This is a genomic window from Nitrosomonas sp. Nm132, assembly GCF_900100485.1.
Lineage (GTDB): Bacteria > Pseudomonadota > Gammaproteobacteria > Burkholderiales > Nitrosomonadaceae > Nitrosomonas.
Genome location: NZ_FNDH01000005.1, coordinates 40,553 through 64,526, shown reverse-complemented (window position 1 = coordinate 64,526; position 23,974 = coordinate 40,553). Strand labels below are relative to the sequence as shown.

Genomic DNA, 23,974 nt, shown 5'->3' with positions numbered 1-23,974 from the left:
TGAAGGATTATTCTTTCATTTCTAATCAATCCCAAGGTAGGTTGTTTTCTGTAGCTAATTCTCTACCCCATGTCTCAATAGAATCTAATATTTCCAAGAGATGAGCATTCTCTGCATAGGTTTTACGCAAACGGGTAATTTTCTCGGCATATTCAGTTAAGGTAATGCTATTACCGGAATTCTTTTCTGTAAGATGTTGGCAGCGGAGGGTTTCCCATTGCGGTAACTCATTTTTGGAGAGGGTATCGGGCCAATTGCGCGCACGGTATCGAAATAACAATTCATGCAACCGCTTATCCTGGAAATCAAAATGATTGTGTGCCAGCTGCAAAGGCGAGGCATCACGCACTTCTGTCATGAGGAGGCGATCGTGCTCACTAAAAAAATTGTCATAAAGTGCTAGATCTACATCTCTGGATGCTTCAAATTCCCTACTGGAATAGGCTAGCGCGACACGCTGCATAAACGCGGTATTTTTATGCAACAACTGCCAATGTTGATTGCAAGCTTCTATATTGAGACTAATTCGTGATGCAGTGGGGGTATCAAGAACATTTTGAGGAGCGAGCGCTGGGCATTTGTTGATCTTCACGGATTTGACGGGTAAGCGCGACATGCTTGCAGGTAACGTTGATTGAGGAGTAAACAGACATTCTGCGAGCTCCCCGGCACTCATTTCTAAATAAGGAGCGGGATCGTGGCGCAGATCATAAACTAGAACACTGTTACCGTTTCCCTGCTCCTGAACTACCGGCATCACCACAGTAGTGCAACCTGTTTCTGAGGGATACATACGGGAAGTATGAATGACCGGAGTGTGATTAATCAAATCCAATAACAAAGCTGCTTTATGCTTATTACGAAGCTGAAAAAGCCAGTTATATAGACGCGGCTGCTTATCACGTAACAAGCGCGCCAGCTTGAGGGTCGCTTTGACATCCGATAGTGCGTCATGTGCGGAGCCATGATCGATACCATTGGCCACTGTCAAATCCTCAAGACGGAAGCTGGGCTTGCCATCATCATGCCTTGGCCAAATAATGCCCTCTGGTCTCAAGGCATAAGTCATTCGCACTAAATCGATGAGATCCCAGCGCGAATTTCCATGCTGCCATTCGCGGGCATAAGGATCGTAGAAATTTCGATATAAGGCAAAACGCGTTACTTCATCATCGAAGCGCAATGTATTGTAACCAAGACTACAGGTTCCCGGCTGTGTCAGTTCCGTGTGAATTTTTGCAATAAATTCTGGTTCAGGCAAGCCTTGCTTATCCACCATTTGAGGTGTAATTCCAGTGAGTAAGCAGGCCTCTGGCTGGGGCAAAATATCTTTGGCTGGCTTGCAATAAATGACCAGAGGATCACCGAGTTCATTAAGCGCCTCATCGGTTCTTAGGCCAGCAAACTGGGCCGGCCGGTCCCATCTCGGGTCAGAACCGAAAGTTTCATAATCATGCCAATACAACGTTGCCATCGCATATTCCAGAGTCACTTTTTATCCAGCTACGTATTTGTATTTCCTCCCACAGTTCCTAGCTCCTATATAGGTAGATAGCCCGAATATTTCATAAATTGGCACGTGCCCTCACTTGTCTTTTGATTAATAAGAAAGATTTTGCTCAGTCGGGTGTATGAATCACTACACCCCTCTTTCTCAAAACTTCCCTATTGATCAAAATCCTGCGTGATCATCACGCGAATTTATGAAATATTCGGGATAGATAAGTAAATCAGGAATATTCTGGAGAAGAGTTGCGATATGATCTATAAGCCAAGCCGTTGCCAGATTTTTGTGGTCAAAACAGCAGAGTTGAGCGTATAAAAATGGAGTCCCGGTGCACCCGCTTTAAGCAGCTGCTCGCATAAATCAGTGACTACATCGAGTCCAAAAGCGTGGATAGACGCAATATCATCTCCATATCCTTCCAGTTTTTTTCTGATCCAGCGAGGAATCTCAGCACCGCAAGTGTCTGCGAATCTAACCAGTTGAGAAAATTTGTTGATTGGCATAATACCAGGAACAATGGGAACATTCAGGTTGGCAGCCTCGCACATATCAACAAAATGAAAATAAGCATCTGCATTATAAAAAAACTGCGTAATGACTGAATCTGCACCTGCTTCTATTTTGTTTTTAAAATTCCTGAAATCTTCCTGGGCAGAACGGGCTTGTGGATGATATTCGGGATAAGCGGCTACTTCCATGTGGAATGTATTGCCAAACTCTTTGCGAATAAATGTAATCAGCTCGTTTGCATAACGGAATTCACCAGACTGAGCCATCCCGGAAGGCAAATCTCCCCGCAAGGCAACGATGTGGCGAATACCGTTTTCCTGGTACTTACTTAGGATTGAGTAAATATTTTCGCGAGTAGAACCAATACAGGAAAGATGGGGCGCAACAGGATGGCCTTCTGCCAGGATTTCGAGTACTGTTTCGAAGGTGCGGTCGCGGGTGGAGCCTCCTGCGCCAAAGGTGACTGAGAAAAATTTTGGCTTGAATTGAGCGAGCTGCTGACGTGCAGCTCGTAATTTTTCCACTCCTTCCGGGGTTTGTGGAGGGAAAAGTTCAAAGCTGAAAGTGGGCGAAAAATTTTTTTGTGATCTCAACTTATTGTATCTATCGTCATTACAAAGTAAGGGTAGCTAATTAATTTCACTACCCTGGCAGGATTATCTATATAGAAAGCATTACTTAAGCAAGAATTTTTATTCTATTCAAACCTTTCCTGTTTCTGATGCATCGTTAATATCGATATGTTTCTGGTTTGTAAGGTCCGTTTTTACCCAGATTAAGGTATTGCGCTTGTTCGTCGGTTAACTCGGTGAGTTTCACGCCTAATTTTCCAAGATGGAGGCGCGCTACTTTTTCATCCAGGTGCTTAGGAAGCACATAAACTTCTTTCTGGTAATTTTCTCCATTTTGCCAGAGCTCGATTTGCGCTAATACTTGATTCGTAAAAGAACTGGACATGACAAATGAGGGATGGCCAGTCGCGCAGCCTAGGTTTACCAGCCTGCCCTGAGCTAATACAATAATCCGGCGGCCTGTTGGGAAAATCACATGATCTACTTGTGGCTTGATATTTTCCCATTGATATGGCTGAATTGAAGCGATATCTATTTCAGAATCAAAATGTCCAATATTGCATATAATCGCCTGATCTTTCATTTTGAGCATATGATCATGGTGAATCACGCGAATATTACCCGTTGCGGTAACAAAAATATCTGCCTTATCGCAGGCATCATCCATGGTTACCACACGATAGCCTTCCATAGCCGCCTGCAGCGCACAGATTGGGTCGATTTCAGTGATCCAGACAGTCGCACCCAAACCACGCAGTGATTGCGCGCAGCCCTTGCCCACATCGCCATAGCCACATACCACTGCAATTTTGCCGGCAATCATGACATCAGTTGCACGCTTGATACCATCTACTAAAGATTCTCGGCAACCATAAAGGTTGTCAAATTTTGATTTGGTCACTGAGTCATTAACATTGAAAGCAGGGAACGGCAAAGCGCCCTTTTTTTGCATTTCATATAACCGATGAACCCCTGTAGTCGTTTCCTCAGTGACTCCTCTGATACCGGCAAGCTTTTCAGAATACCAGTTAGGCTGACTGTCAATTCGTAATTTGATGGCTGCAAAAAGTGCACGCTCTTCGTCGTTGGTAGGATTTGCAATAGCGGAAGGGTCTTTCTCGGCCTTGCTACCAAGGATCAGGAGTAAGGTTGCATCACCACCGTCGTCCAGAATCATATTAGCATGGCTTGTTTTTCCATTTTCTGACCATTCGAAAATACGGTGAGCATATTCCCAGTAATCTTCTAGTGATTCACCTTTATAGGCAAATACCGGAGTATTTTTTGCAGCAATCGCTGCAGCGGCGTGGTCTTGTGTTGAAAAAATATTGCAGGAGGCCCAGCGAACTTCAGCTCCCAAAGTAACGAGTGTTTCGATCAATACTGCTGTCTGAATTGTCATGTGCAGTGAGCCCGCTATCCGTGCACCAGCCAGGGGCCGCCGATCTGCATATTCTTGGCGCAATGCCATCAAGCCAGGCATTTCTGTTTCTGCAATGGCAATTTCTTTTCTTCCCCAGTCTGCCAGGGAAATATCAGCAACTTTATAATCAGTAAACTGGCCGCTCATAGTTAAATTCTCCTAAAATGAACGAGCGCCGTTGTTTCGTTAGCCGCATGAACTGAGCCTCACGGATTAATAACCGTTGCAGCGCTCCTCAGTAAATGGGAATAAATCAAGCTTGTACTTAAGCAAATGGGGAATAATAATTTCAGGTAATAGATTCTATTTTAGAAATTGAGTCAATCAGATTCCAGCATCAGCGCGAAGTTGTGCGGCGATATTAGTTGCTTCCCAAGTAAAATCTGCATCTTCCCGGCCAAAATGCCCATAAGCGGCAGTTTTTGCATAAATTGGCCGTAACAGATTAAGCTCATGAATAATCGCTCTTGGGCGTAAATCAAAATGTCGTTCTATTAGTTTAGCTAGCTCCTCATCAGGGATCTTCCCGGTACCGAAAGTTTCAACCATCAGAGAAACGGGACGTGCAACACCAATGGCGTAAGCAACTTGTACCTCACATTTGCCAGCAAGGCCAGCCGCTACGATATTTTTTGCAACATAACGTACCGCATAAGCAGCAGAACGATCTACCTTGGAGGGATCTTTGCCAGAGAAAGCACCTCCTCCATGATGGGCGGTACCACCATAAGTATCTACAATAATCTTACGACCTGTTAAGCCGCAATCACCCATAGGTCCGCCAACCACAAAACGCCCCGTAGGATTAATCAGATACCGAATATTTCCACCTAACATTTCCTTGGGAAGGACTGGCTTTATAATTTCTTCGATAACTGCTTCAGTCAGGGTGGCATGAGAGATATCCGGATCATGTTGCGTCGATATAACGACAGTATCTATATGCTGCGGCTTGCCATCGATATATCTGACGGATACTTGAGATTTGGCATCAGGTCGCAACCACGGCAGGCGTCCATCCTTTCTTAATTGTGATTGTTTTTCTACCAAACGATGAGCATAGTAAATTGGCATCGGCATTAATTGAGGTGTTTCATCACAGGCGAAGCCAAACATTAATCCTTGATCACCTGCGCCTTGATCCATTTCCTCTTCTTTACTGCGATTAACCCCTTGTGCAATGTCAGGTGATTGTTTATTGAATGCTGTCAGTACAGCGCAGGTGTTCCAATCAAAGCCAATGTCAGAACTGGTATAACCTATTTTTTTAACTGTGTCACGTGCGATCACGTTATAATCGACCGAAGCATGTGTTGTAATTTCACCTGATAAGACAATCAATCCTGTGCTGCACATCGTTTCACAGGCTACCCGTGCATTTTTATCCTGACTCAATATGGCGTCTAGAACTGCATCAGATATTTGATCTGCTACCTTATCAGGGTGTCCTTCGGAAACAGATTCAGAAGTAAAAAGGTATTCACTCATGTTTTTTTGAAGTGTTTTTAAAGTTTTTTTAAAGTTGTCCAGTATAGCAAATAGTATGAGATTAAATAAAAGAATAAAAAGGATCGTTAGATCTTATTCACTAAGAGATCTTTTTATTAATGGAAATATAAATTAAAAGATATTTCCAAGTGGAACACTATCTTTGCAGAATGACGTAGACTGTTCAGTTTCTAATTGATATTACTTATAGCATTTTCATAATGGTACGCACACGATTCGCTCCTAGCCCTACCGGCTATCTTCATATTGGGGGGGCTCGAACGGCCCTTTTTTCTTGGGCATTTGCACGCAAACATGGTGGTAAATTTATTTTAAGAATTGAGGATACTGATCTTGAGCGGTCAACTCAACAGTCAGTGCAAGCTATACTTGATGGGATGACTTGGTTAGGGCTTGATTATGATGAAGGTCCTTTTTATCAAATGCAGAGACTGGCGCGTTATCATGAGGTTGCTGAGCAATTATTGCAAAATAACCTGGCGTATCGCTGTTATGCCAGCAAGGAGGAGTTGGATTTGCTGCGGGAACAGCAGCGCGCTACTGGCCTAAAGCCAAGATATGATGGGCGTTGGCGTGATACAAAACAAACTCCTCCTGTTGGGGTTAAGCCGGTTATACGCTTTAAGAATCCCACGGATGGACATGTGGTCTTTGAAGATTTGGTCAAGGGCAAAATTGTGGTAGCCAATAGTGAGCTTGATGATCTTGTCCTGCTGAGAAGTGATGGCATACCTACATATAATTTCGGTGTTATCGTCGATGATCTGGATATGAACATTAGCCATGTCATTCGTGGCGATGATCATGTCAACAATACACCCCGTCAGATTAATATTCTTAAAGCACTTGACGCACCCATGCCCCAGTATGCACATGTGCCTATGATATTGGGCGCCGATGGTGAAAGGTTATCTAAGCGACATGGGGCAGTTTCGGTGATCCATTATCGCGAGGAGGGCTATTTACCCAAGGCTTTTGTAAATTACCTCGCACGACTTGGGTGGTCCCATGGTGATGAAGAAATATTCAGTACTGATCAGTTGATCGAGTGGTTTGATTTGGCAACAATAAATCGTTCTCCTGCAAAATTTAATCCGGAAAAACTGATGTGGCTTAATCAACACTATCTTAAAAACGAAGAGGATTTACATATAGCTGAATTGATCACACCATTTCTTGAGAAAGATGATTGTGTTGTACCTAATGGGCCATATTTATTGAAAGTAATTCATTTACTTAAAGAAAGGGTTAGTACAATTAGTGAACTTGCCGATGCGGCTGTTTATTTCTTCCGCCCACTTGAACCATCTTATGAGCTCAAAGCACAGCATTTCAACCAGGAGACAAAATCGATATTACTTTATTTAATCGATAAATTTGCATCTATTGAATGGAGCCGCCAGGTTATTCAGGATGAAATCAAGAAAGCAGCCGCAACGTTTGATGTGAAATTACCAAAGGTAGCCATGCCTTTACGTATAGTAGTTACAGGTGAAGCGCAGACACCTTCAATTGATGCGATATTGGAGTTGCTCGGAAAGACAGAGACGCTGAAACGAATAAATCAACAAATATTTAACTTCCCAGATTGATCTTCAACTTTACAATAATCAAGTGCACCAGTATAATTCTCTCTCCTTCAGTCGGGGGTATAGCTCAGCTGGGAGAGCGCTTGCATGGCATGCAAGAGGTCAGCGGTTCGATCCCGCTTATCTCCACCAGTTTCTCTCAATGCCGTTATTACTATATTCTGGTCCCCATCGTCTAGAGGCCTAGGACATCACCCTTTCACGGTGAGTACAGGGGTTCGAATCCCCTTGGGGACGCCAATGGTTAAAAGTATTCAAAGTAAAATCAATTTTTAGATTGAATACTTAGTCATAAACTATTCTCGCTTTAAATACTCGTAAATTCTTACGCAGATCTGAATGTGAAATCGCTTACATTTGCTATTTTAAGACAATTAAGTGATGGCGAATTCCATTCTGGAACAGAACTTTCCCGAATTCTGGGCGTGTCGCGTGCGAGTATCTCAAATGCTTTATATGGCCTTGACAGGTTAGGCGTGGTTCTTCACAAGATCCGAGGCCGTGGTTATCACTGGCTTAATCCTGTACAGTGGTTAGACAAAACTGTGATTCAGGCGCATCTCGCTAGGGAAGCAGATATCTTTCATATTGAAATTTTAGAGACTACTGAATCTACTAATAGTTTATTACTGTATAGCGTTACGAGGGATAAAGGCACACATAATGAGAAAATTCGTGTCATTGCCGCCGAACTGCAAACTGGGGGGCGGGGGCGTCGCGGTCGGCAATGGCATACAGGCTTAGGAGACAGTCTGACTTTCTCATTATCATGGCAGTTTCAGCGAGGTGTCAATTTTCTATCCGGGTTGAGTTTGGCAGTAGGTGTTGCAATCATTCGAACGTTAGCATCAGTCGGTATCAATGGTGTGACTCTGAAATGGCCAAACGATCTCCTGTTTGATTTTATCAAGCTAGGGGGAGTGTTAATTGAGTTACAAGGTGATATGCTTGGACCGGCTACTGCAGTGATCGGTATCGGGATCAATCTAAGGTTGCCTGAGCATATTAAGATTAAGATAGATCAAGAAACGACAGACATCTATGCCATTATTCATGAGATTCCTGATCGCAATAAATTATTGGCTGTTTTACTGAGAGAACTGGCAGTAATATTAAATATTTTTGATCGGCAGGGTTTTTCACCATTTAGAGATGAGTGGGTACGTTATCATGCCTTTGAAAATAAACTGATTGAGTTACATTTGCCGAATGGCTTTATAGAACAAGGCATGGCGCGTGGTGTGGCATCGGATGGGTCGTTGCTGGTAAGCACTTTGACGGGCGAGCAAAGTTTTCATGGTGGTGAAATCAGTCTGCGTAAATTAGGCTAAAATAAAGCCTATGCCTTATCTTTTAGCTATAGATTCTGGTAATACTACTATCAAGTGGGGGCTACACAATGGTAGCGACTGGCATGAACGGGGAATTATCGCTCAGAATCAACGCGCATTGCTGAACCAGATTTGGCGAGAGTTGCCGGAGCCATCATCTATTATCGTTTCCAATGTAGCGGGACCGTTTGCTGAAGCGGCGCTATTAAATTTGTTCGTTATTTGGAAAGCAATACCATGTTGGATTTCGGCTACTGCTTATCAGTGTGGTGTCAGGAACTATTACTCAAATCCGGCGCAATTGGGTAGCGATCGCTGGGCAGCTTTGATCGCTACGTGGAGAATGAGGCGGCAAGGCTGCCTCGTCATCAATGTAGGTACTGCAATGACAGTAGATACGCTTTCTGATAGAGGCGAGTTTTTAGGTGGAATCATTTTGCCTGGCTTTGATTTAATGAAGCAGGCGCTCGTGAATAAGACTGCATTATTAACGTTAACCGAAGGTCATTTCCAAGACTTTCCCAAAATGACTTCTGATGCCATTCACAGCGGAGTAATTCACGCATTGATAGGCGCAATAGACCATATGTATACACTACTTTCAGCTAACCTGGGTCGCAATACGCCAGATTGTATTATCAGCGGTGGCGGTGCTACTTTATTGCTACCTCATATTAAGGTACCTCTTCCTATATTTGTTGATAATTTGGTACTAGAAGGATTAAAGGTAATTGCTCAAGAAAAGTCTGAAATAGCTTAGTAGAGAATAGGTATATGTCTTTATTTCAGAATATCAGTTTTTACACTACCGTCAATCAGTTGAGGGCTCTACCTCGGGCATCTGGTGTGGAAGTTGCTTTTGCTGGGCGTTCTAATGCCGGTAAATCCAGTGCGATTAATACACTTGCCAAACGTGGTCGCCTTGCTTATGTGAGTAAAACGCCTGGAAGAACACAGCATATTAATTTTTTTCGAGTTGAGGATGATAACTTTCTGGTTGATCTTCCCGGTTATGGTTATGCCAAAGTGCCTTTAGCAATCCGCCAGCATTGGGAGCATCTACTCAGCACTTATTTGCAGACTCGAGAGGTGCTGTACGGTATGGTGCTCATTATGGATATACGTCACCCTTTGACCAAGCTTGATCTGCAGATGCTAGAATGGTTTTCTCTAACGAAAAAGCCGGTGCATATTCTATTAACCAAATCGGATAAACTAAGTCGCAGTCAGGCTGCTTGCGTACTGAAAGAAGTCAGTTGTTTTCTAACTGAACGATATCCACAATGTACGGCACAACTTTTTTCTAGCATGCTGGCAAGTGGCGTTGAAGAAGCAACTACGATTTTAACTGATTGGTTCAGATCAGGCAGTGCAATGATTCAACAAGATAATATTGAATGAGAGACGAAAAAAACCCCGGTTAAAGGGGAAAAAAACCGGGGGGAATCGCCTTATACCAAAGGCCCCGCCTCAGGGAGGGAAGGCGAGAGACGATTAAAAAACATCGTCTATCCATAAGAGACAGAATTTTCTAGTAAGTTCCCAGTTAATTATATTTTTATTTTAATCATGTCATTTATTAGTCAATTTCCACAAAAAAGAATGCGGCGCTTGCGTCGCGACGATTTTTCCCGCAGTCTGGTGCGAGAAAATCATTTGCGAGCAGACGATTTGATTTATCCTGTCTTTATACTGGATGGGAAAAAACGAAAAGAGAAAGTAACATCCATGCCAGGCGTTGTTCGGCTAAGTGTCGATTTGCTCATGCCTCAGGCTGAAAAGTGCTTACGACTTGGTATTCCTGCGATAGCTATTTTTCCAGTCATTGATTCTTCATTAAAGAATTTAACTGCGGACGAAGCGTTCAATCCTGAGGGGCTGGTACCTCAAGTGGTTAGTCAATTGAAAAAGAATTTTCCGGAATTAGGGATTATTACTGACATTGCACTTGATCCTTATACCAGTCATGGTCAGGATGGACTGATTGATGCCAGTGGTTATGTGATGAATGATGAAACAGTTAGGGTCCTGGAACAACAGGCGCTTGTCCACGCGCAAGCGGGAGCAGACATCGTTGCACCTTCGGATATGATGGATGGACGGATTGCTGCCATTCGCGCTGCATTGGATGACAATAAGTATATTCATACTCGCATTCTCGCCTATTCAGCAAAATATGCTTCCAGTTTTTATGGCCCATTCCGTGACGCAGTGGGTTCTTCAGCTAATCTGCGCTCCGGTAACAAATATACTTACCAAATGGATCCGGCCAACTCGGACGAAGCGCTATGGGAAGTTCGGCTGGATCTGCAAGAAGGAGCCGATATGGTCATGATAAAACCAGGATTGCCTTATCTTGACATCGTACGCAGGGTAAAGGAAAAATTTGGCGCACCCACGTTCGTTTACCAGGTCAGTGGTGAATATGCCATGCTCAAGGCAGCTGCAATGAATGGCTGGCTAGATGAAGAGGCTTGCGTCATAGAGTCTTTGCTATCCTGCAAGCGTGCAGGAGCAGATGCGATATTGACTTATTTCGCAATGGATGTGGCAACCTGGTTGAGGAAAAGTCTGTAAGCCAAAAAACTTAATTTTAGAATGACTGATTCCACAACTCTTCTATCGACCCAAATTCCTCAGCAGGTAAATCAGCCTCGGGTGGAAGCTGTTCGTGGAAAAAATATTCACTTATCGCTCCTCCCTGTTCTCTCAATCCGGTTCCCGGGTTGATCCTGGCTACAGTGATTCCTTTGGGGGGAGCATAAGTGGCAACAGGAATATTTTTTAACGCCTTTTCCATGTAGTTTATCCAGATGGGTAAGGTGACGCGTCCCCCAGTTTCATTCCTGCCCAATGTTCTGGGTTCATCAAAACCTGCCCAGGTAATCGTGACCAGATCTTTCTGAAAACCACAGAACCAGGCATCAATAAAATTACTGGTCGTGCCCGTTTTCCCGGCAATATCATTGCGGCCAAGTCGTTTTGCTGAGGTGGCTGTTCCACGTTGAATGACATCCTGCATCATGCTGGTCATAAGAAACGCATTCCGTGGATCGATCACCTGCTTGGCGTTTTTTCCAGCAACCATGGGTCGAGCATGATCAAGAATTCTGCCTTGATCATCTTCTATTCTATCAATGAAGTAAGGGTAAATACGAAAACCGCCGTTAGCAAAAGCTGCATAACCTGCGGCCATTTGCATGGGGGTAACGGAACCTGCTCCTAGTGCCATAGGTAGAAAAGGCGGATGACGATTGCTGTCAAAACCAAAACGAGTAATGTAATCCTGGGCATAGCGTGGTCCGATTGCCTGGAGAATGCGAATGGATGCAAGGTTCTTCGACTGAGCCAATGCAACGCGCATGCGTATTGGACCGCTGAATTTGCCATCAAAATTTTTAGGCTCCCAGGACTTATTGCCGGTCTGTGCCGCATTGAAAAATAAAGGCGCATCATTGATGATAGTCGCAGGGGTAAATCCTTTTTCCAATGAAGCTGAATAAATGAATGGTTTGAAGCTAGAACCTGCTTGTCGCCACGCTTGTGTGACATGATTAAACTGATTGAGATTGAAATCAAATCCTCCGACCAAGGCACGTACCATTCCATCCATCGGATCAATTGCAACGAGTGCGGCTTCAACTTGAGGAAGCTGGACAATTTGCCAGACATTTTTCTCGTTCTTTTGTATCCGAATTAATGCCCCGGGACGAATACGTTTATTACTCACTTTAGGGTCATCGGTAAGAAATCTTTTGGCAAATTTGAGACCATCTCCGCTCATCTGAATAACCTCTCCACCTTTGTGATAAGCTTTAACAGAATTTGAACTGGCGGATAACACGACAGCAATGTGGATGTCATTGCTGTCATTAAATGGCTGCAAAACCTCTTCTAGATTTTTTTTCAGGTTTGTATCATTTCTAGGTAACTCAATGAAAGCTTCAGGGCCTCGATAACCATGGCGGTTATCGTATTCTAATGCGCCTTTACGGAGCGCTTCATAGGCCGCTTCTTGATCAGACTTTGTCACTGTTGTAAAAACTTTAATTCCACGCGTATACGCTTCTTCGCCAAAGCGTTGATATATTACCTGTCGAGCCATCTCAACTACGTATTCAGCCGGCATGGCAAAATTCCGTACTTGGCGATGTATAGCTATCGGTTGTTTCTCTGCCATAGCTAACTTTTCGCTGGAGATAAGGTTGAGTTCATGCATTCGTTTCAATACATAACGCTGACGTATCTTTGCACGCTTGGGATTGACGACTGGATTAAATCGTGAGGGGCCTTTGGGTAATCCTGCTAACATGGCTGCTTCGGCTAGATTTATGTCATCCAGTGACTTTCCAAAATAGGTTTGGGCTGCTGCCGAGAAACCATAGCTTCTCTGGCCCAGGTATATCTGATTAATATAGAGTTCTAGAATTTTATCTTTACTCAGACTGTGCTCAATCTTGAATGCAAGTAATGCTTCACTGAATTTTCTGGTCAAGGTTTTTTCTTTGGTCAGAAAAAAATTACGTGCAACCTGCATAGTAATCGTGCTCGCGCCCTGAAGGGCGCCCCCTCCAGTGAAATTGGAATAAGCGGCTCGTAAAACACCGATGTAATCAACCCCACCGTGCTGATAAAAACGATCATCTTCAGCAGCCAGAATAGCTTGCTTAAGATAGGTTGGTGTTTCGTCTATTTCTATAAAATTTCTACGTTCTTCCCCGAATTCTCCGATTAATAATCCTTCTGCGCTATAGATCCGTAACGGTATTTTAGGTCGATAATCAGTCAATATCTCGAGTGAAGGTAATGTCGGAATAATAATGAGTGCTGCAAAAACGATCAGCAAAACACCAATCAAGCTTGCTGCCAGCACTGCTAGAAAGGGATAGGCCAGCCAACGGAATAACATGGGAAATAAAGTTTCTAACTAAGTGAGATAAGAAATCAATCTCTAATTATAGAGGGTATATCTGCTGTTTTTATACAAATCAAACTGTTTTGGGATCTGCCAGAATTTTTATCCGGTCTAGCAGCTTGCTAAAGAAATTATAGAAATTATAGATTGGCTAGGCAGTTTCAACGCACGTCGATAAAGATTTCTATATGCATTCCGCCCAGAAAAAGCTTCACTTTAAGATATTGCTTCTAATAAATCAATGTTCAATAAAAGCTTTGATATCCACCTTACTTTCTTCTCTACGAAGTCACCCCAGCTCCTAGGGGTAGATATTAGTTCCTCATCGGTGAAAATGATCGAGCTTTCCATGGTTAATAAAGCTGAGAATACATTGCGCCTGGAGAGCTATGCAATTGAGCCTATGCCGAAAGAAGCCATTCTCGATGGAAATATTAATAATCTTGAAGTTGTTGGAGACAGTATCCGTCGTGCCTGGAAACGTATGGGGACGCGTGTGAAGAACATCGCACTTGCACTACCCGCGGCGGCTGTCATTACCAAAATAATTGTCGTGCCAGCCGGACAGCGGGAAGATGATCTGGCTTTTCAAGTTGAAACAGAGGCTAACCAATATATTCCCTTTGCTCTGGACGAAGTAAATCTGGATTTTCAGGTAGTTAGAGCAATACCTGATCATCCGGATGAAGTGGAAGTCATGATCGCTGCTTCACGCAAAGAAAAAGTGGAGGATCGTGTTGCTGCCGCATTCATTGCCGGTCTGAAGGCTACGGTGATGGATGTCGAGCACTTTGCAGCCCAAACCGCTTTTGAGTTGATCGAGCGTCAACTGCCTGAAGGAGGCAAGGACCAAGTAATTGCGCTGGTCGATATTGGCGCGAGCATTACCCATCTTAATGTTCTCTACAATGGAGAATTTGTTTATACACGTGATCAGCCATTTGGGGGAGATCAGTTAACCCAGGAAATTCAGAATCAGTTTAATTTGACCTCTGAAGAAGCAGAAGCAGCCAAGCGCAATGGGAGCTTATCTGAGAACTTCCACACGGAGGTATTGCAACCCTTTTGCGAAACACTTGCGCTGGAAGTAACCCGCGCTTTGCAGTTCTTTTTTACTTCTACTCAATATACACAGGTTAACTATATTTTTCTTTCTGGCGGATGCGCAGTGATTCCAGGCTTGGAGGAAATAGTGACTGAACGTACTCAGGTGATAACACAAGTCGTCAATCCTTTTATAAATATGGAGTTATCCAACCGTATTGCTCCCAGGCAGCTAAAAATAGATGCACCCTTGTTAATGATTGCCTGTGGTCTGGCAATGCGGGGTTTTGATCCATCATGATACGTATCAATTTACTTCCACATCGTGAGCTTAAACGCAAGGCACGCCAACAGCAGTTTGCCATGCTCGCTGGAATCACTTGTGTACTGGGGGTAGGGATAGTCTGGGGAATGCATGAGGTTATCTCGAGAAAAATTGAGTATCAGAGTGGGCGTAATCAATACCTGCAGAGCCAGATTGCGATTCTTGACAAACAAATTGAAGAAATCAAGCAAATTAAACAGCAAATCCAGGAGTTGCTGGTACGTAAAGGGGTAGTGGAGACATTACAAGCCAATCGTACCAACGTCGTTCATATATTAGATCAGGTAGCAAGACTCATGCCGGATGGAGTTTATCTCAAGAGCCTCAAGCAGACGAATCAGCATATTCGTCTCTCTGGTTATGCGCAATCTAATGCATGGGTATCTACCTTAATGCGAAACCTGGACGCGTCACCCAGATTTGAATCTCCTTTATTGATCGAAATCAAGGCAGCTAATGTCAACAATGTGCGCTTGAATGAGTTTGATTTGAACGTGAAGCTTGCTGAATTATTGAATGGTTTTAATAGTCAGCATACTCCGGCGAATATTTCTAATTAGCTGCGAAGGTGGATAGCAATGAATATGTTGGAAGAGTTGCGGCTTCTTGATCCCAATGATCCGGGTGACTGGCCAGCAGTCATCAAGGCCGCCGCATTGGCTACCTTGATGGTAGTCATCATCGTTATAGGTTATTTTCTAGATTGGCAGGAGCAATCGGAAGCGCTTGAAAGAGCCCAAGCAGAGGAGGTCACCCTCAAGGAAACTTACCTGATTAAAAAGAGGAGTGCTGTTAACTTGGAGATCATGCGGCAGCAACTACAGGAGATTGAACAGGCGCTGAGCGTAATGCTGAAACAGCTGCCCAATAAATCTGAATTAGATGCTTTGCTGGTGGATATCAATCGGGCTGGTTTGGGGCGAGGATTGCAATTTGAATTATTTAAACCCGCGGCCAGCGAAACGATTAAGGAATTTTATGCTGAATTACCGGTAACTGTTCGTGTGATAGGCAGTTATCATGATATCGGCGCCTTCGCAAGTGATGTTTCTCAATTGCCGCGTATCGTGACATTAAATGATATCGATATTACTCCTGGGAAAGAGCAGCATCTAGTACTGAATGCTACTGCAAAGACCTTCCGCTATCTTGATGACGAAGAACTTGCCAGCCAGAGCAAGAGCAATAGCAAAGGAAATAAATGATCAAATGGTCTTATCATTTAGGGTGTGTGCTATTGCTTGTGGTTTCTGCCTGCAGTGAAGGGACCTACAGCGATCTTGAGGAGTTTGTCAACAAATCCGGGGAAGGATTGCATGGCAAGGTTGATCCACTGCCTGAAATCAAGTCTTTTGCACAGTTTAATTATGAAGCGTTTAATATTCCAGATCCTTTCAGTGCCCGGAAAAACAATCAGTCAAAGCGTCATGGCGCACTCCAGCCTGACCTAAAGCGCAGCAAGGAAGCATTAGAGAACTTCCCGCTGGAGAATCTGGCAATGGTTGGAACGCTGCAGCGAAACAAGCAAATCTTTGCATTAGTGAGAGCTCCTGATAACACGGTGTATCGTGTCAAGGCCGGCAACTACTTAGGTCAGAACTTCGGGTTGATTACAGGCATTTCTGAGACAGAAGTCAAACTAAAAGAAATCATACAAGACAGCGCCAATGATTGGACCGAGCGCCGTGGTGCGCTCATGTTACAGGCTCAGGGACAGAAATAATGAAAATGGCGATAGCAAGAGAATTTTTCCATGCATGGAAATATGCATCTCAATTGATGTTATTGTCTCTGTTATTTCATATTCCCGTTGTTACGGCGGATGAGTTGGCGCCTGGGAGGACAACGCTGCAGAGTAAAATCAATGCAATCGATGTTATGAGCGATCGGAATAGGCGGATCATGATCAAGGTATCACTGGATCAACCGCTTGTTTCTGCTCCAGTGGGCATCTCATTGAATAATCCGGCCAGGATTTATTTTGATTTTATCAATGCTGTGAATGCACTCGGTAAAAAAGTACAGGAAGTGGGTGACGGCGATTTGCATAGTATTAACATTGCTCAAACTGAAAACCGTACCCGCCTGGTGATGAATTTGTTGAGGCCTATGACTTATGAGAGTAAAGTTGACGGAAATCACGTCCTTATTTCGCTAAGTGGATTTGACGCGGGAGAAGTGGCCAGCACTGCCGCTCGTTCCTTTAAAACGGCAGAACTTCAGAAGAAAAAGCTGCCTAGCCTGCAAGATATCGATTTCAAGCGTGGTGCGAATGGCGAAGGCCGTGTGGAAGTCGATCTATCCGCGCTGGGTGCGGGAATCGATGTCCACCAGCAGGGGAATCGAATCATGGTCGAATTCACCCAGGCGTATTTGCCGCCTAATTTAGAGCGGCGCCTGGATGTGGTCGATTTTGCAACGCCGGTACAAACCATAGAAACAATGACAAAAGGCGATAGCGTGCAGATGGTCATTGAGCCAAAAGGGCGGTGGGAGCATATTTCCTATCAGGCTGGCACTAAATTTATTCTGGAGGTTAAACCGATCGTTGAGGGTGCCGATGTTCCTGCACACAAGAAACTGGTGACTGGGGGATATACCGGTGAGAAATTATCGCTTAATTTTCAGAATGTGGAGGTTCGCTCGGTATTGCAGGTCTTGGCTGATTTTACTAATCTGAATATTATCGCCAGCGATTCAGTTAAAGGAAATCTTACCTTGCGTCTGAAAGATGTTCCTTGGGACCAGGCTTTGGATATTGTGCTCCAGTCTCATGAGCTCGATAAGCGTCGAATGGGTAATGTTATTTTTGTCGCCCCGCGTGAGGAGCTGGCTGTCAGGGAAAAACTCGAGCTGGAGTCTCGTCAGCAAATTTCCGAATTAGAACCATTGCGCACCGAAACTTTCAAGTTAAATTACCGCACGGCGAGTTCAATTCCTCTCAAAGGAATTTTGAGTCAACGTGGAACGTTAGAAATAGACGATATCAGCAACACTTTAACTGTAACCGATATTCCGCTCAGATTGGCAGAGGTGGCCAAACATGTCAGTAACCTTGATACCTCCGTGCGTCAAGTCATGATCGAGTCCCGTATCGTGGAAGCGACGGATACGTTTAGTCGCAATCTGGGCGCTCGATTTGGGATACAAAATGCTACCCAGATTGGAAACCGTAATCTGGGAATTTCTGGCAATCTGGATAGCTCCAGTGGACTCGCAGCGGGCGCCACTCCGGCAGGTGGAGGGAATCTTAACGTCAATTTACCCGCGGCTGCGATGGCGGGTGTGGCAGGAGGACCAGCTGCTTTAGCGCTCAGTTTAATCAAGATCAACGATGATTCGCTGATCAATCTGGAATTGTCCGCGCTGGAATCAGATAGTAAAGGTAGAGTGATCGCCAGTCCGCGCCTGGTAACAGCTAACCGGGTAGAAGCCACCATTGAGCAAGGAACTGAAATACCTTTTCAGATTGTCAGCCAACTGGGCAGGCCGCAGATTCAATTCAAAAAAGCTGTACTGGCTCTCAAGGTGACGCCGCAGATTACTCCTGATGACAATATTATTATGAAACTGCAAGTCAATCAGGATACACGTGGTACGGATACCCCTGCTGGGCCAGCTATTGATACCAAACAAATTACAACCGAAGTATTAGTCGTGAATGGTGGAACGGTGGTAATTGGCGGGATTTTCGAGCGAGCGGAAAAGGTCACTACAAACAAAGTGCCCCTACTGGGCGATGTGCCGCTACTTGGCAACATCTTCAAGAATAATGCGAAACGGGATGACAAACGGGAGCTCCTGATTTTTGTCACACCACGGATCTTGAGTGACAACCTAAATATGCGCTAAAGGTTTAAATCCAAAAAACCGTAGCTGACTGTTCGACTGGAAAGCTAACCCGAATATTTCATAAATTGGCACGCGCCCTCGCTTGCCTTTTGATTGATAAGAAAGATTTTGCTCAGCCGGGTGTATGAGTCACTATACCCCTCTTTCTCAAAACTTCCCTATTAATCAAAATCCTGCGTGATCAGCACGCGAATTTATGAAATATTCGGGCTAAATGCATGAGATGTAGCGGTATTTTTAAAATTTCTCGCTTACGAAAACCCTCGTTGTCGCCAGGCTTCGTAGACGACGATAGAAACCGCGTTAGCAAGATTCAGGCTGCGACGTTCGGGCAGCATCGGGATATGGATACGTTGATTATCTGAAAAACTTTCCATAATCTCAATCGGTAGCCCGCGGCTTTCTGCACCAAAAAGAAAAGCATCTTGGCTGGCATAGCTAACCTGATCGTAGCGTTGAGTGCCTTTGGTGGATACAGCGAAAATACGCCGCCCTGGCAGGCTGTGAATACATTCTTGCCAGCCTTTATGTAATACCACATTGGCAAATTCATGGTAATCCAACCCGGCGCGAAGTAGCTGCTTGTCATTCAGGAGAAAACCTAACGGCTTGATAAGATGAAGCGTTGCGCCTGTATTCGCGCAAAGCCGGATGATATTGCCGGTATTAGGAGGAATTTCAGGTTGATAGAGAATGACATCAAACATAGGGCGTTTCCTGCAAAATAATTCAAAGCTCGACTGTTTTAATTGAAGTGGATGACGGGATCGCTCTCGCAATAGCCCATACACTGACCTCGATGGCTCCCTGCTTGCGCACTACCTTTGCCAATTCATTCAATGTCGCCCCGCTGGTCATGACATCGTCCAGTATGGCGACATGCTTTTGCGTAAAGCGCGTGGTGCACGCAAATGCATTGCGCAGGTTGCTGCGCCGCTTCTTCCAGGATAACTCAGTCTGAGAAAGCGTGTCTCGGGTACGTACACAAGCATGCGGCAAGAGGGGAACACCCATTTTCTTGGATAGATGCCGCCCAATTTCCAGTGCTTGATTAAAACCTCTTTCTTGTAATCTAACCGGATGCAGTGGAACCGGAATGATGACATCTGGTGGAGCGCAATGATTCATTTTCGCCATTAATAGATTGGCCAGCACAGGCGCGACGGTCAGATTTTCCTGATATTTCAGCGAATGGATTATGGCATCGATGGGAAAAGCATAGCGTAATGCCGCGATCGCGCGGGTCCAACTGGGATAGCTTGCCAAGCACGCGCCACAGATGCGTGAATCGCTCGTTGGTAATAAGCATGATGGACAATGATCAGAGGGTAACCGAGGTAAGTTATCATGGCATGCGCAGCATAAATCACCTTCACAGGATGCCAGGCACAGCAGGCAATTTGTGGGTAACAGCATTTGCGTAAAATTTAATCGCCTGTTCAAAAATTTAGAAAGAAAATTTGACAATTAAAGCCTAATCCTTGATGATTTCAGGCACCTTATTATAGATAGAGCCAAGTTTTTTGACCGTTAATTATGATTGAATCTAGCACAAAGTCCATTTTAAGCGACCAAGAGAAACCTATTGGCAATCAGTATGACCGGGGTCGTGTGGCGCGTTGGAGTATTCTACAAATCCAGGCTTTACTGGATTTACCCTTTACTGATCTGATGCATCAAGCACAAACGATTCACCGGCAATATCATGATGCCAATGCGATCCAATTATCTACCCTGATCTCTGTCAAGACAGGGGGATGCCCGGAGGATTGTGGTTATTGTCCGCAGGCCGCGCGCTATCATACCGGCGTTGACAATCAGGACATGCTGTCGCCGGATACCGTTGTCGAGGCTGCAGCGGCAGCCAAAGCAGAAGGGGCGACACGGTTCTGTATGGGCGCAGCGTGGCGTGGGCCCAAACAGCGAGATATCGACCGCATGACTGCAATCATTGAGGCGGTAAAAGCACTGGGGCTCGAAACCTGTGCGACTTTAGGCATGCTGAAATCAGGTCAGGCAGAGCAACTCAAACAAGCCGGATTGGATTATTACAATCACAATCTGGATACCTCACCCGAATTCTATGGTGAAATCATTACCACGCGCGACTACCAAGATCGGCTCGATACGCTCGAGGAAGTGCGCAAGGCAGGCATCAATGTATGCTGTGGCGGGATTGTCGGTATGGGTGAATCCCGGCTTGCGCGCGCCGGGTTGATTGCCCAGTTGGCCAATCTGGATCCTTATCCTGAATCAGTGCCGATCAATTATCTGGTGCAAGTTGAGGGGACACCCCTTTATGGTACCGAGGCGCTTGATTCATTCGAATTCGTACGCACCATCGCGGCTGCCCGCATTACCATGCCGAAAGCGATGGTCAGATTATCCGCTGGCAGACGGCAAATGTCAGAGGCTGTGCAAGCGCTGTGTTTTCTAGCAGGAGCCAACTCCATTTTTTATGGAGATAAGCTGCTGACGACAGGCAATCCTGAAGCAGAAAACGACAAAGCGCTATTTGAGAAACTGGGGTTACGCGCCTTATAACTGGAATGCTGACAAATCTCTCAGTCCGACTGAGGGAGCGTGAAAACGCGGGGCTATACCGTCGCCGGCTGATGCTCGAAGGCCCTCAGACAACGCATGTAACGATCGCAGAAAAGCCCTATCTTGCTTTCTGCAGCAATGATTATCTTGGACTCGCCAGCCATCCCGCGCTGATTGAAGCGGTTTGTACGGGCGCGCAACGATATGGCGTGGGAGCAGGCGCTTCTCATCTGATCAGCGGCCATTCTGCGGCGCATCACGCACTCGAGGAGGCATTGGCGCATTTTATTGGCTTGCCCCAGGCATTATTGTTTTCTACCGGCTACATGGCTAACATGGCGGTGGTGACGGCCTTGGTTGGTCGCGGGGATGCCGTATTCGCTGACAAGCTTAATCATGCTTCACTCAATGATGCCGCGCTGCTTTCCAGGGCAACCTTCACGCGTTATCCTCATCTTGACTTAACAAAACTAGAACAGTCTCTGGCTGAATCAGAAGCGGCCTGTAAACTGGTGGTAACCGATGCCGTATTCAGCATGGATGGCGATATTGCGCCTGCCGTTAAGCTATTGGCGTTATGTGAACAGTATGATGCCTGGCTGTTACTCGATGACGCGCACGGCTTTGGGGTGCTCGGCAGAAACGGTCAAGGGGTGCTGCATACGTTTGACGAGCTTAATCTGCACTCATCTCACCTTATTTACATGGCCACACTCGGTAAAGCAGCGGGTGTTTCCGGGGCCTTTGTGGCGGCTCAGTCCGACATCATCGAAACCCTCATTCAGTTTGCGCGCACCTATTGCTACACCACGGCTGCACCCGCGTTATTGGCTCATACCCTGTTGGCCAGCCTGTCATTGATCGAGCAGGAAACCTGGCGACGGGAAAAACTAATGGGACTCATGATGCAATTGAAAAGGGGATTGCAATCATTGCGCTGGCCATTATTGCCTTCGATGACCCCGATTCAGCCCTTGATGGTAGGGCGCAGTGATGAAGCCGTGCGTTTAAGCGAGGCGTTACGCGACAGAGGCATTCTCGTGCCGGCGATACGTCCGCCAACCGTTCCGCAGGGCCAGGCCCGGCTGCGTATTTCCTTATCGGCTGCGCACCACAAGGAAGACATTGAGCAATTAATCGAAACATTACGTGATTTAGCGAAAATCATTTAACCGGAAATAGGCAGAACGCATAACATGAAAAATAGCAGCATGATATGAATCGACTCCATGTCGACATTGTAGGCAAGGGCCCCGATCTCGTGATGCTGCATGGCTGGGCCATGCACAGCGGTATCTGGGGCAGTGTCCGTGAGCAACTGGCGAGGCATTACCGGCTGCACCTGGTCGACTTGCCAGGGCATGGCCAGAGTCCGGCTTGGGAGTCCTATTCGTTCGAAGAGATCGTAGCAAGTGTTGCGGAGATTTTACCTGCGGAGAGTATCGTGTGTGGCTGGTCGCTTGGGGGGCAGGTCGCGATCAAGCTGGCCTTATCCGTGCCACAGCAGGTAAGCAAGCTTATTCTGGTGGCGACCACGCCCTGTTTCGTCAAACGGGATGATTGGCGATGGGGAATGGATGAACCAACGTTGCAGCTTTTCATGGAAAATCTGCAACGCCACTATGCGCAAACCTTAAACCGTTTTTTTACCCTGCAAGTCAATGGCAGCCGTGACATGACGAATGTGTTGGCGCAATTGCGTAATCAATTGTCGCAATATAAACAACCCGATAGTGACGCGCTCAGGGCCGGTTTGCAGATTCTGTTGACGAATGATCTGCGGGAGAAATTAGCCGATGTTTCTCAACCGGTATGGCTTTTGCATGGAGAAAATGATGTGATCACGCATGTGGATGCAGCCAGATGGATGCATCGGCATTTGCCTCACGCAAAATTTATCGGCTTTCCACACTGTGGTCATGCCCCGTTTTTATCGTATCCGGATCAGTTTGTAGCCAATTTGTATGATTTATGATCACATTTTAGATAAGCGCCAGTTGCGCCAGGCGTTTGAACGCGCAGCGGCCAGCTATGATCAATCGGCCGTATTGCAGCGTGAAGTATGCGAACGCATGCTCTCACGCCTGGATTACATCAAATACGCTCCTGACCAGATATTGGACATGGGCAGCGGCACGGGCTATGGCAGCCGTAAGCTTACCGAGCGTTATCCGCGCAGCCAACTGGTGGCAGTGGATATCGCCCTGGCGATGCATCTTCAAGCGCGGCCTCCGCTTCCTCGCTGGCAGCAGTGGTTGCCGCTGGCAAAGCGCCGCGTGGCGCATTATGTGGGCGGAGATATCGAACAGCTTCCGCTGCGGGATACTTGCGTAGACATGATTTGGTCGAGTCTGACCATACAGTGGTGTAATGATCTCAAGCAGGCATTCACGGAAGCCCGCCGTGTGCTAAAAAGCGGAGGGTTGCTGATGTTCAGTACCTTCGGGCCCGATACCCTGAAAGAATTAAAGCAGGCCTTTAAAACGGTGGATGGCTACAGCCATATCAATCGCTTCATGGATATGCACGATATCGGCGATCTGCTGGTGCATAGCGGTTTTGCCACGCCAGTGATGGACATGGAGTACATTACCCTCACTTACGATGACGTCATGGGCATCCTGCGCGATCTCAAGGCGATCGGCGCGCACAATGTGACGCATGGCAGGCGGCGGGGACTAACCGGAAAAGGAACATGGCAGCAGGTGGTGGCCCACTATGAATCATTGCGGCAGGCAGGGAAGCTGCCAGCGACCTATGAAGTGGTATATGGCCACGCCTGGAAGCCGGAGCCGCGGCAGGCGGCACTCAAACCCGAGACCAGACGGAAACTCGGTCTGGAATAAAGCATTG

General features: G+C 45.8%; 21 protein-coding genes, 2 tRNA genes and 1 riboswitch. Of the genes, 16 read left to right on the top strand and 7 right to left on the bottom strand.

Annotation, left to right across the window (positions count from 1 at the left end):
* Window positions 1-25 precede the first annotated feature (25 nt).
* From sbcB to metK, 4 genes are all read right to left on the bottom strand, one after another.
* A complete protein-coding gene (gene sbcB, locus BLP80_RS03435) occupies window positions 26-1,474 on the bottom strand; it encodes an exodeoxyribonuclease I (RefSeq protein WP_090540166.1) in 1,449 nt (482 codons plus the stop codon).
* A 290-nt stretch (window positions 1,475-1,764) separates the two neighbouring features.
* Window positions 1,765-2,610: a methylenetetrahydrofolate reductase [NAD(P)H] gene (gene metF, locus BLP80_RS03430; RefSeq protein ID WP_090540164.1), complete on the bottom strand. Its 846-nt coding sequence runs from the start codon at window positions 2,608-2,610 to the stop codon at window positions 1,765-1,767.
* Window positions 2,611-2,746: 136 nt separating this feature from the next.
* Window positions 2,747-4,159 (bottom strand): adenosylhomocysteinase, encoded by a 1,413-nt coding sequence (ahcY, locus tag BLP80_RS03425; protein WP_090540163.1) that lies wholly within the window; start codon window positions 4,157-4,159, stop codon window positions 2,747-2,749.
* A gap of 16 nt (window positions 4,160-4,175) precedes the next feature.
* Window positions 4,176-4,255, bottom strand: a riboswitch (S-adenosyl-L-homocysteine riboswitch).
* Window positions 4,256-4,336: 81 nt separating this feature from the next.
* Window positions 4,337-5,500, bottom strand: coding sequence for a methionine adenosyltransferase (gene metK / locus BLP80_RS03420; RefSeq protein WP_090540161.1), 1,164 nt, complete (start codon window positions 5,498-5,500; stop codon window positions 4,337-4,339).
* Between the two features lie 221 nt (window positions 5,501-5,721).
* Here metK and gltX point away from each other — a divergent pair, with 221 nt between their 5' ends.
* From gltX to hemB, 7 genes are all read left to right on the top strand, one after another.
* Window positions 5,722-7,113, top strand: a complete 1,392-nt coding sequence (gene gltX, locus BLP80_RS03415) for a glutamate--tRNA ligase (protein ID WP_090540159.1) — start codon at window positions 5,722-5,724, stop codon at window positions 7,111-7,113.
* A 53-nt stretch (window positions 7,114-7,166) separates the two neighbouring features.
* Window positions 7,167-7,242, top strand: a tRNA-Ala gene (locus tag BLP80_RS03410).
* 32 nt (window positions 7,243-7,274) lie between these two features.
* Window positions 7,275-7,350 (top strand) — tRNA-Glu (locus BLP80_RS03405).
* A 101-nt stretch (window positions 7,351-7,451) separates the two neighbouring features.
* Window positions 7,452-8,441, top strand: a complete 990-nt coding sequence (locus tag BLP80_RS03400) for a biotin--[acetyl-CoA-carboxylase] ligase (protein WP_090540157.1) — start codon at window positions 7,452-7,454, stop codon at window positions 8,439-8,441.
* 10 nt (window positions 8,442-8,451) lie between these two features.
* Complete coding sequence (locus tag BLP80_RS03395) at window positions 8,452-9,201, top strand: type III pantothenate kinase (protein ID WP_090540155.1); 750 nt, start codon at window positions 8,452-8,454, stop codon at window positions 9,199-9,201.
* A gap of 14 nt (window positions 9,202-9,215) precedes the next feature.
* Window positions 9,216-9,842, top strand: coding sequence for a ribosome biogenesis GTP-binding protein YihA/YsxC (yihA, locus tag BLP80_RS03390; RefSeq protein WP_090540153.1), 627 nt, complete (start codon window positions 9,216-9,218; stop codon window positions 9,840-9,842).
* Between the two features lie 168 nt (window positions 9,843-10,010).
* Window positions 10,011-11,018 carry a porphobilinogen synthase gene (gene hemB, locus BLP80_RS03385; protein WP_090540151.1) on the top strand — a complete coding sequence of 336 codons (1,008 nt, stop codon included), beginning with the start codon at window positions 10,011-10,013 and terminating at the stop codon, window positions 11,016-11,018.
* 16 nt (window positions 11,019-11,034) lie between these two features.
* On the opposite strand, the gene BLP80_RS03380 is transcribed toward hemB, so the two are convergent.
* Window positions 11,035-13,350: a penicillin-binding protein 1A gene (locus BLP80_RS03380; RefSeq protein ID WP_090540149.1), complete on the bottom strand. Its 2,316-nt coding sequence runs from the start codon at window positions 13,348-13,350 to the stop codon at window positions 11,035-11,037.
* Between the two features lie 247 nt (window positions 13,351-13,597).
* On the opposite strand from BLP80_RS03380, the gene BLP80_RS03375 reads away from it, so the two are divergent.
* The 5 genes from BLP80_RS03375 to pilQ are packed head-to-tail and all read left to right on the top strand — an operon-like array spanning window position 13,598 to window position 18,577.
* Entirely contained in the window at window positions 13,598-14,701 is a 1,104-nt protein-coding gene (locus tag BLP80_RS03375) for a pilus assembly protein PilM (RefSeq protein ID WP_090540148.1), read from the top strand.
* Window positions 14,698-15,285, top strand: a complete 588-nt coding sequence (locus tag BLP80_RS03370; protein ID WP_090540146.1) for a PilN domain-containing protein — start codon at window positions 14,698-14,700, stop codon at window positions 15,283-15,285. Before BLP80_RS03375 ends, BLP80_RS03370 begins: the two co-directional genes overlap by 4 nt.
* Before the next feature lie 18 nt (window positions 15,286-15,303).
* The gene (locus tag BLP80_RS03365; RefSeq protein WP_090540144.1) at window positions 15,304-15,930 is read left to right on the top strand and encodes a type IV pilus inner membrane component PilO; all 627 of its coding nucleotides are present in this window, start codon (window positions 15,304-15,306) and stop codon (window positions 15,928-15,930) included.
* Entirely contained in the window at window positions 15,927-16,448 is a 522-nt protein-coding gene (locus BLP80_RS03360; protein WP_090540142.1) for a pilus assembly protein PilP, read from the top strand. The genes BLP80_RS03365 and BLP80_RS03360 overlap by 4 nt, the downstream gene beginning before the upstream one ends.
* Window positions 16,448-18,577: a type IV pilus secretin PilQ gene (gene pilQ / locus BLP80_RS03355; RefSeq protein WP_090540141.1), complete on the top strand. Its 2,130-nt coding sequence runs from the start codon at window positions 16,448-16,450 to the stop codon at window positions 18,575-18,577. The genes BLP80_RS03360 and pilQ overlap by 1 nt, the downstream gene beginning before the upstream one ends.
* Before the next feature lie 251 nt (window positions 18,578-18,828).
* Here pilQ and trmL read toward each other — a convergent pair whose 3' ends face one another.
* Together trmL and BLP80_RS03345 are read right to left on the bottom strand one after the other, a co-directional pair.
* Window positions 18,829-19,284 carry a tRNA (uridine(34)/cytosine(34)/5-carboxymethylaminomethyluridine(34)-2'-O)-methyltransferase TrmL gene (gene trmL, locus BLP80_RS03350; protein WP_090540139.1) on the bottom strand — a complete coding sequence of 152 codons (456 nt, stop codon included), beginning with the start codon at window positions 19,282-19,284 and terminating at the stop codon, window positions 18,829-18,831.
* 22 nt (window positions 19,285-19,306) lie between these two features.
* Window positions 19,307-19,843 carry a ComF family protein gene (locus tag BLP80_RS03345; protein ID WP_256324931.1) on the bottom strand — a complete coding sequence of 179 codons (537 nt, stop codon included), beginning with the start codon at window positions 19,841-19,843 and terminating at the stop codon, window positions 19,307-19,309.
* A 273-nt stretch (window positions 19,844-20,116) separates the two neighbouring features.
* Here BLP80_RS03345 and bioB point away from each other — a divergent pair, with 273 nt between their 5' ends.
* The 4 genes from bioB to bioC are packed head-to-tail and all read left to right on the top strand — an operon-like array spanning window position 20,117 to window position 23,967.
* The gene (gene bioB, locus BLP80_RS03340; RefSeq protein WP_371128802.1) at window positions 20,117-21,121 is read left to right on the top strand and encodes a biotin synthase BioB; all 1,005 of its coding nucleotides are present in this window, start codon (window positions 20,117-20,119) and stop codon (window positions 21,119-21,121) included.
* Between the two features lie 5 nt (window positions 21,122-21,126).
* Window positions 21,127-22,293, top strand: a complete 1,167-nt coding sequence (bioF, locus tag BLP80_RS03335; protein WP_090540133.1) for an 8-amino-7-oxononanoate synthase — start codon at window positions 21,127-21,129, stop codon at window positions 22,291-22,293.
* 44 nt (window positions 22,294-22,337) lie between these two features.
* The gene (gene bioH / locus BLP80_RS03330) at window positions 22,338-23,096 is read left to right on the top strand and encodes a pimeloyl-ACP methyl ester esterase BioH (protein ID WP_090540131.1); all 759 of its coding nucleotides are present in this window, start codon (window positions 22,338-22,340) and stop codon (window positions 23,094-23,096) included.
* Window positions 23,086-23,967 carry a malonyl-ACP O-methyltransferase BioC gene (gene bioC, locus BLP80_RS03325; RefSeq protein WP_090540129.1) on the top strand — a complete coding sequence of 294 codons (882 nt, stop codon included), beginning with the start codon at window positions 23,086-23,088 and terminating at the stop codon, window positions 23,965-23,967. Before bioH ends, bioC begins: the two co-directional genes overlap by 11 nt.
* Window positions 23,968-23,974: the final 7 nt, after the last annotated feature.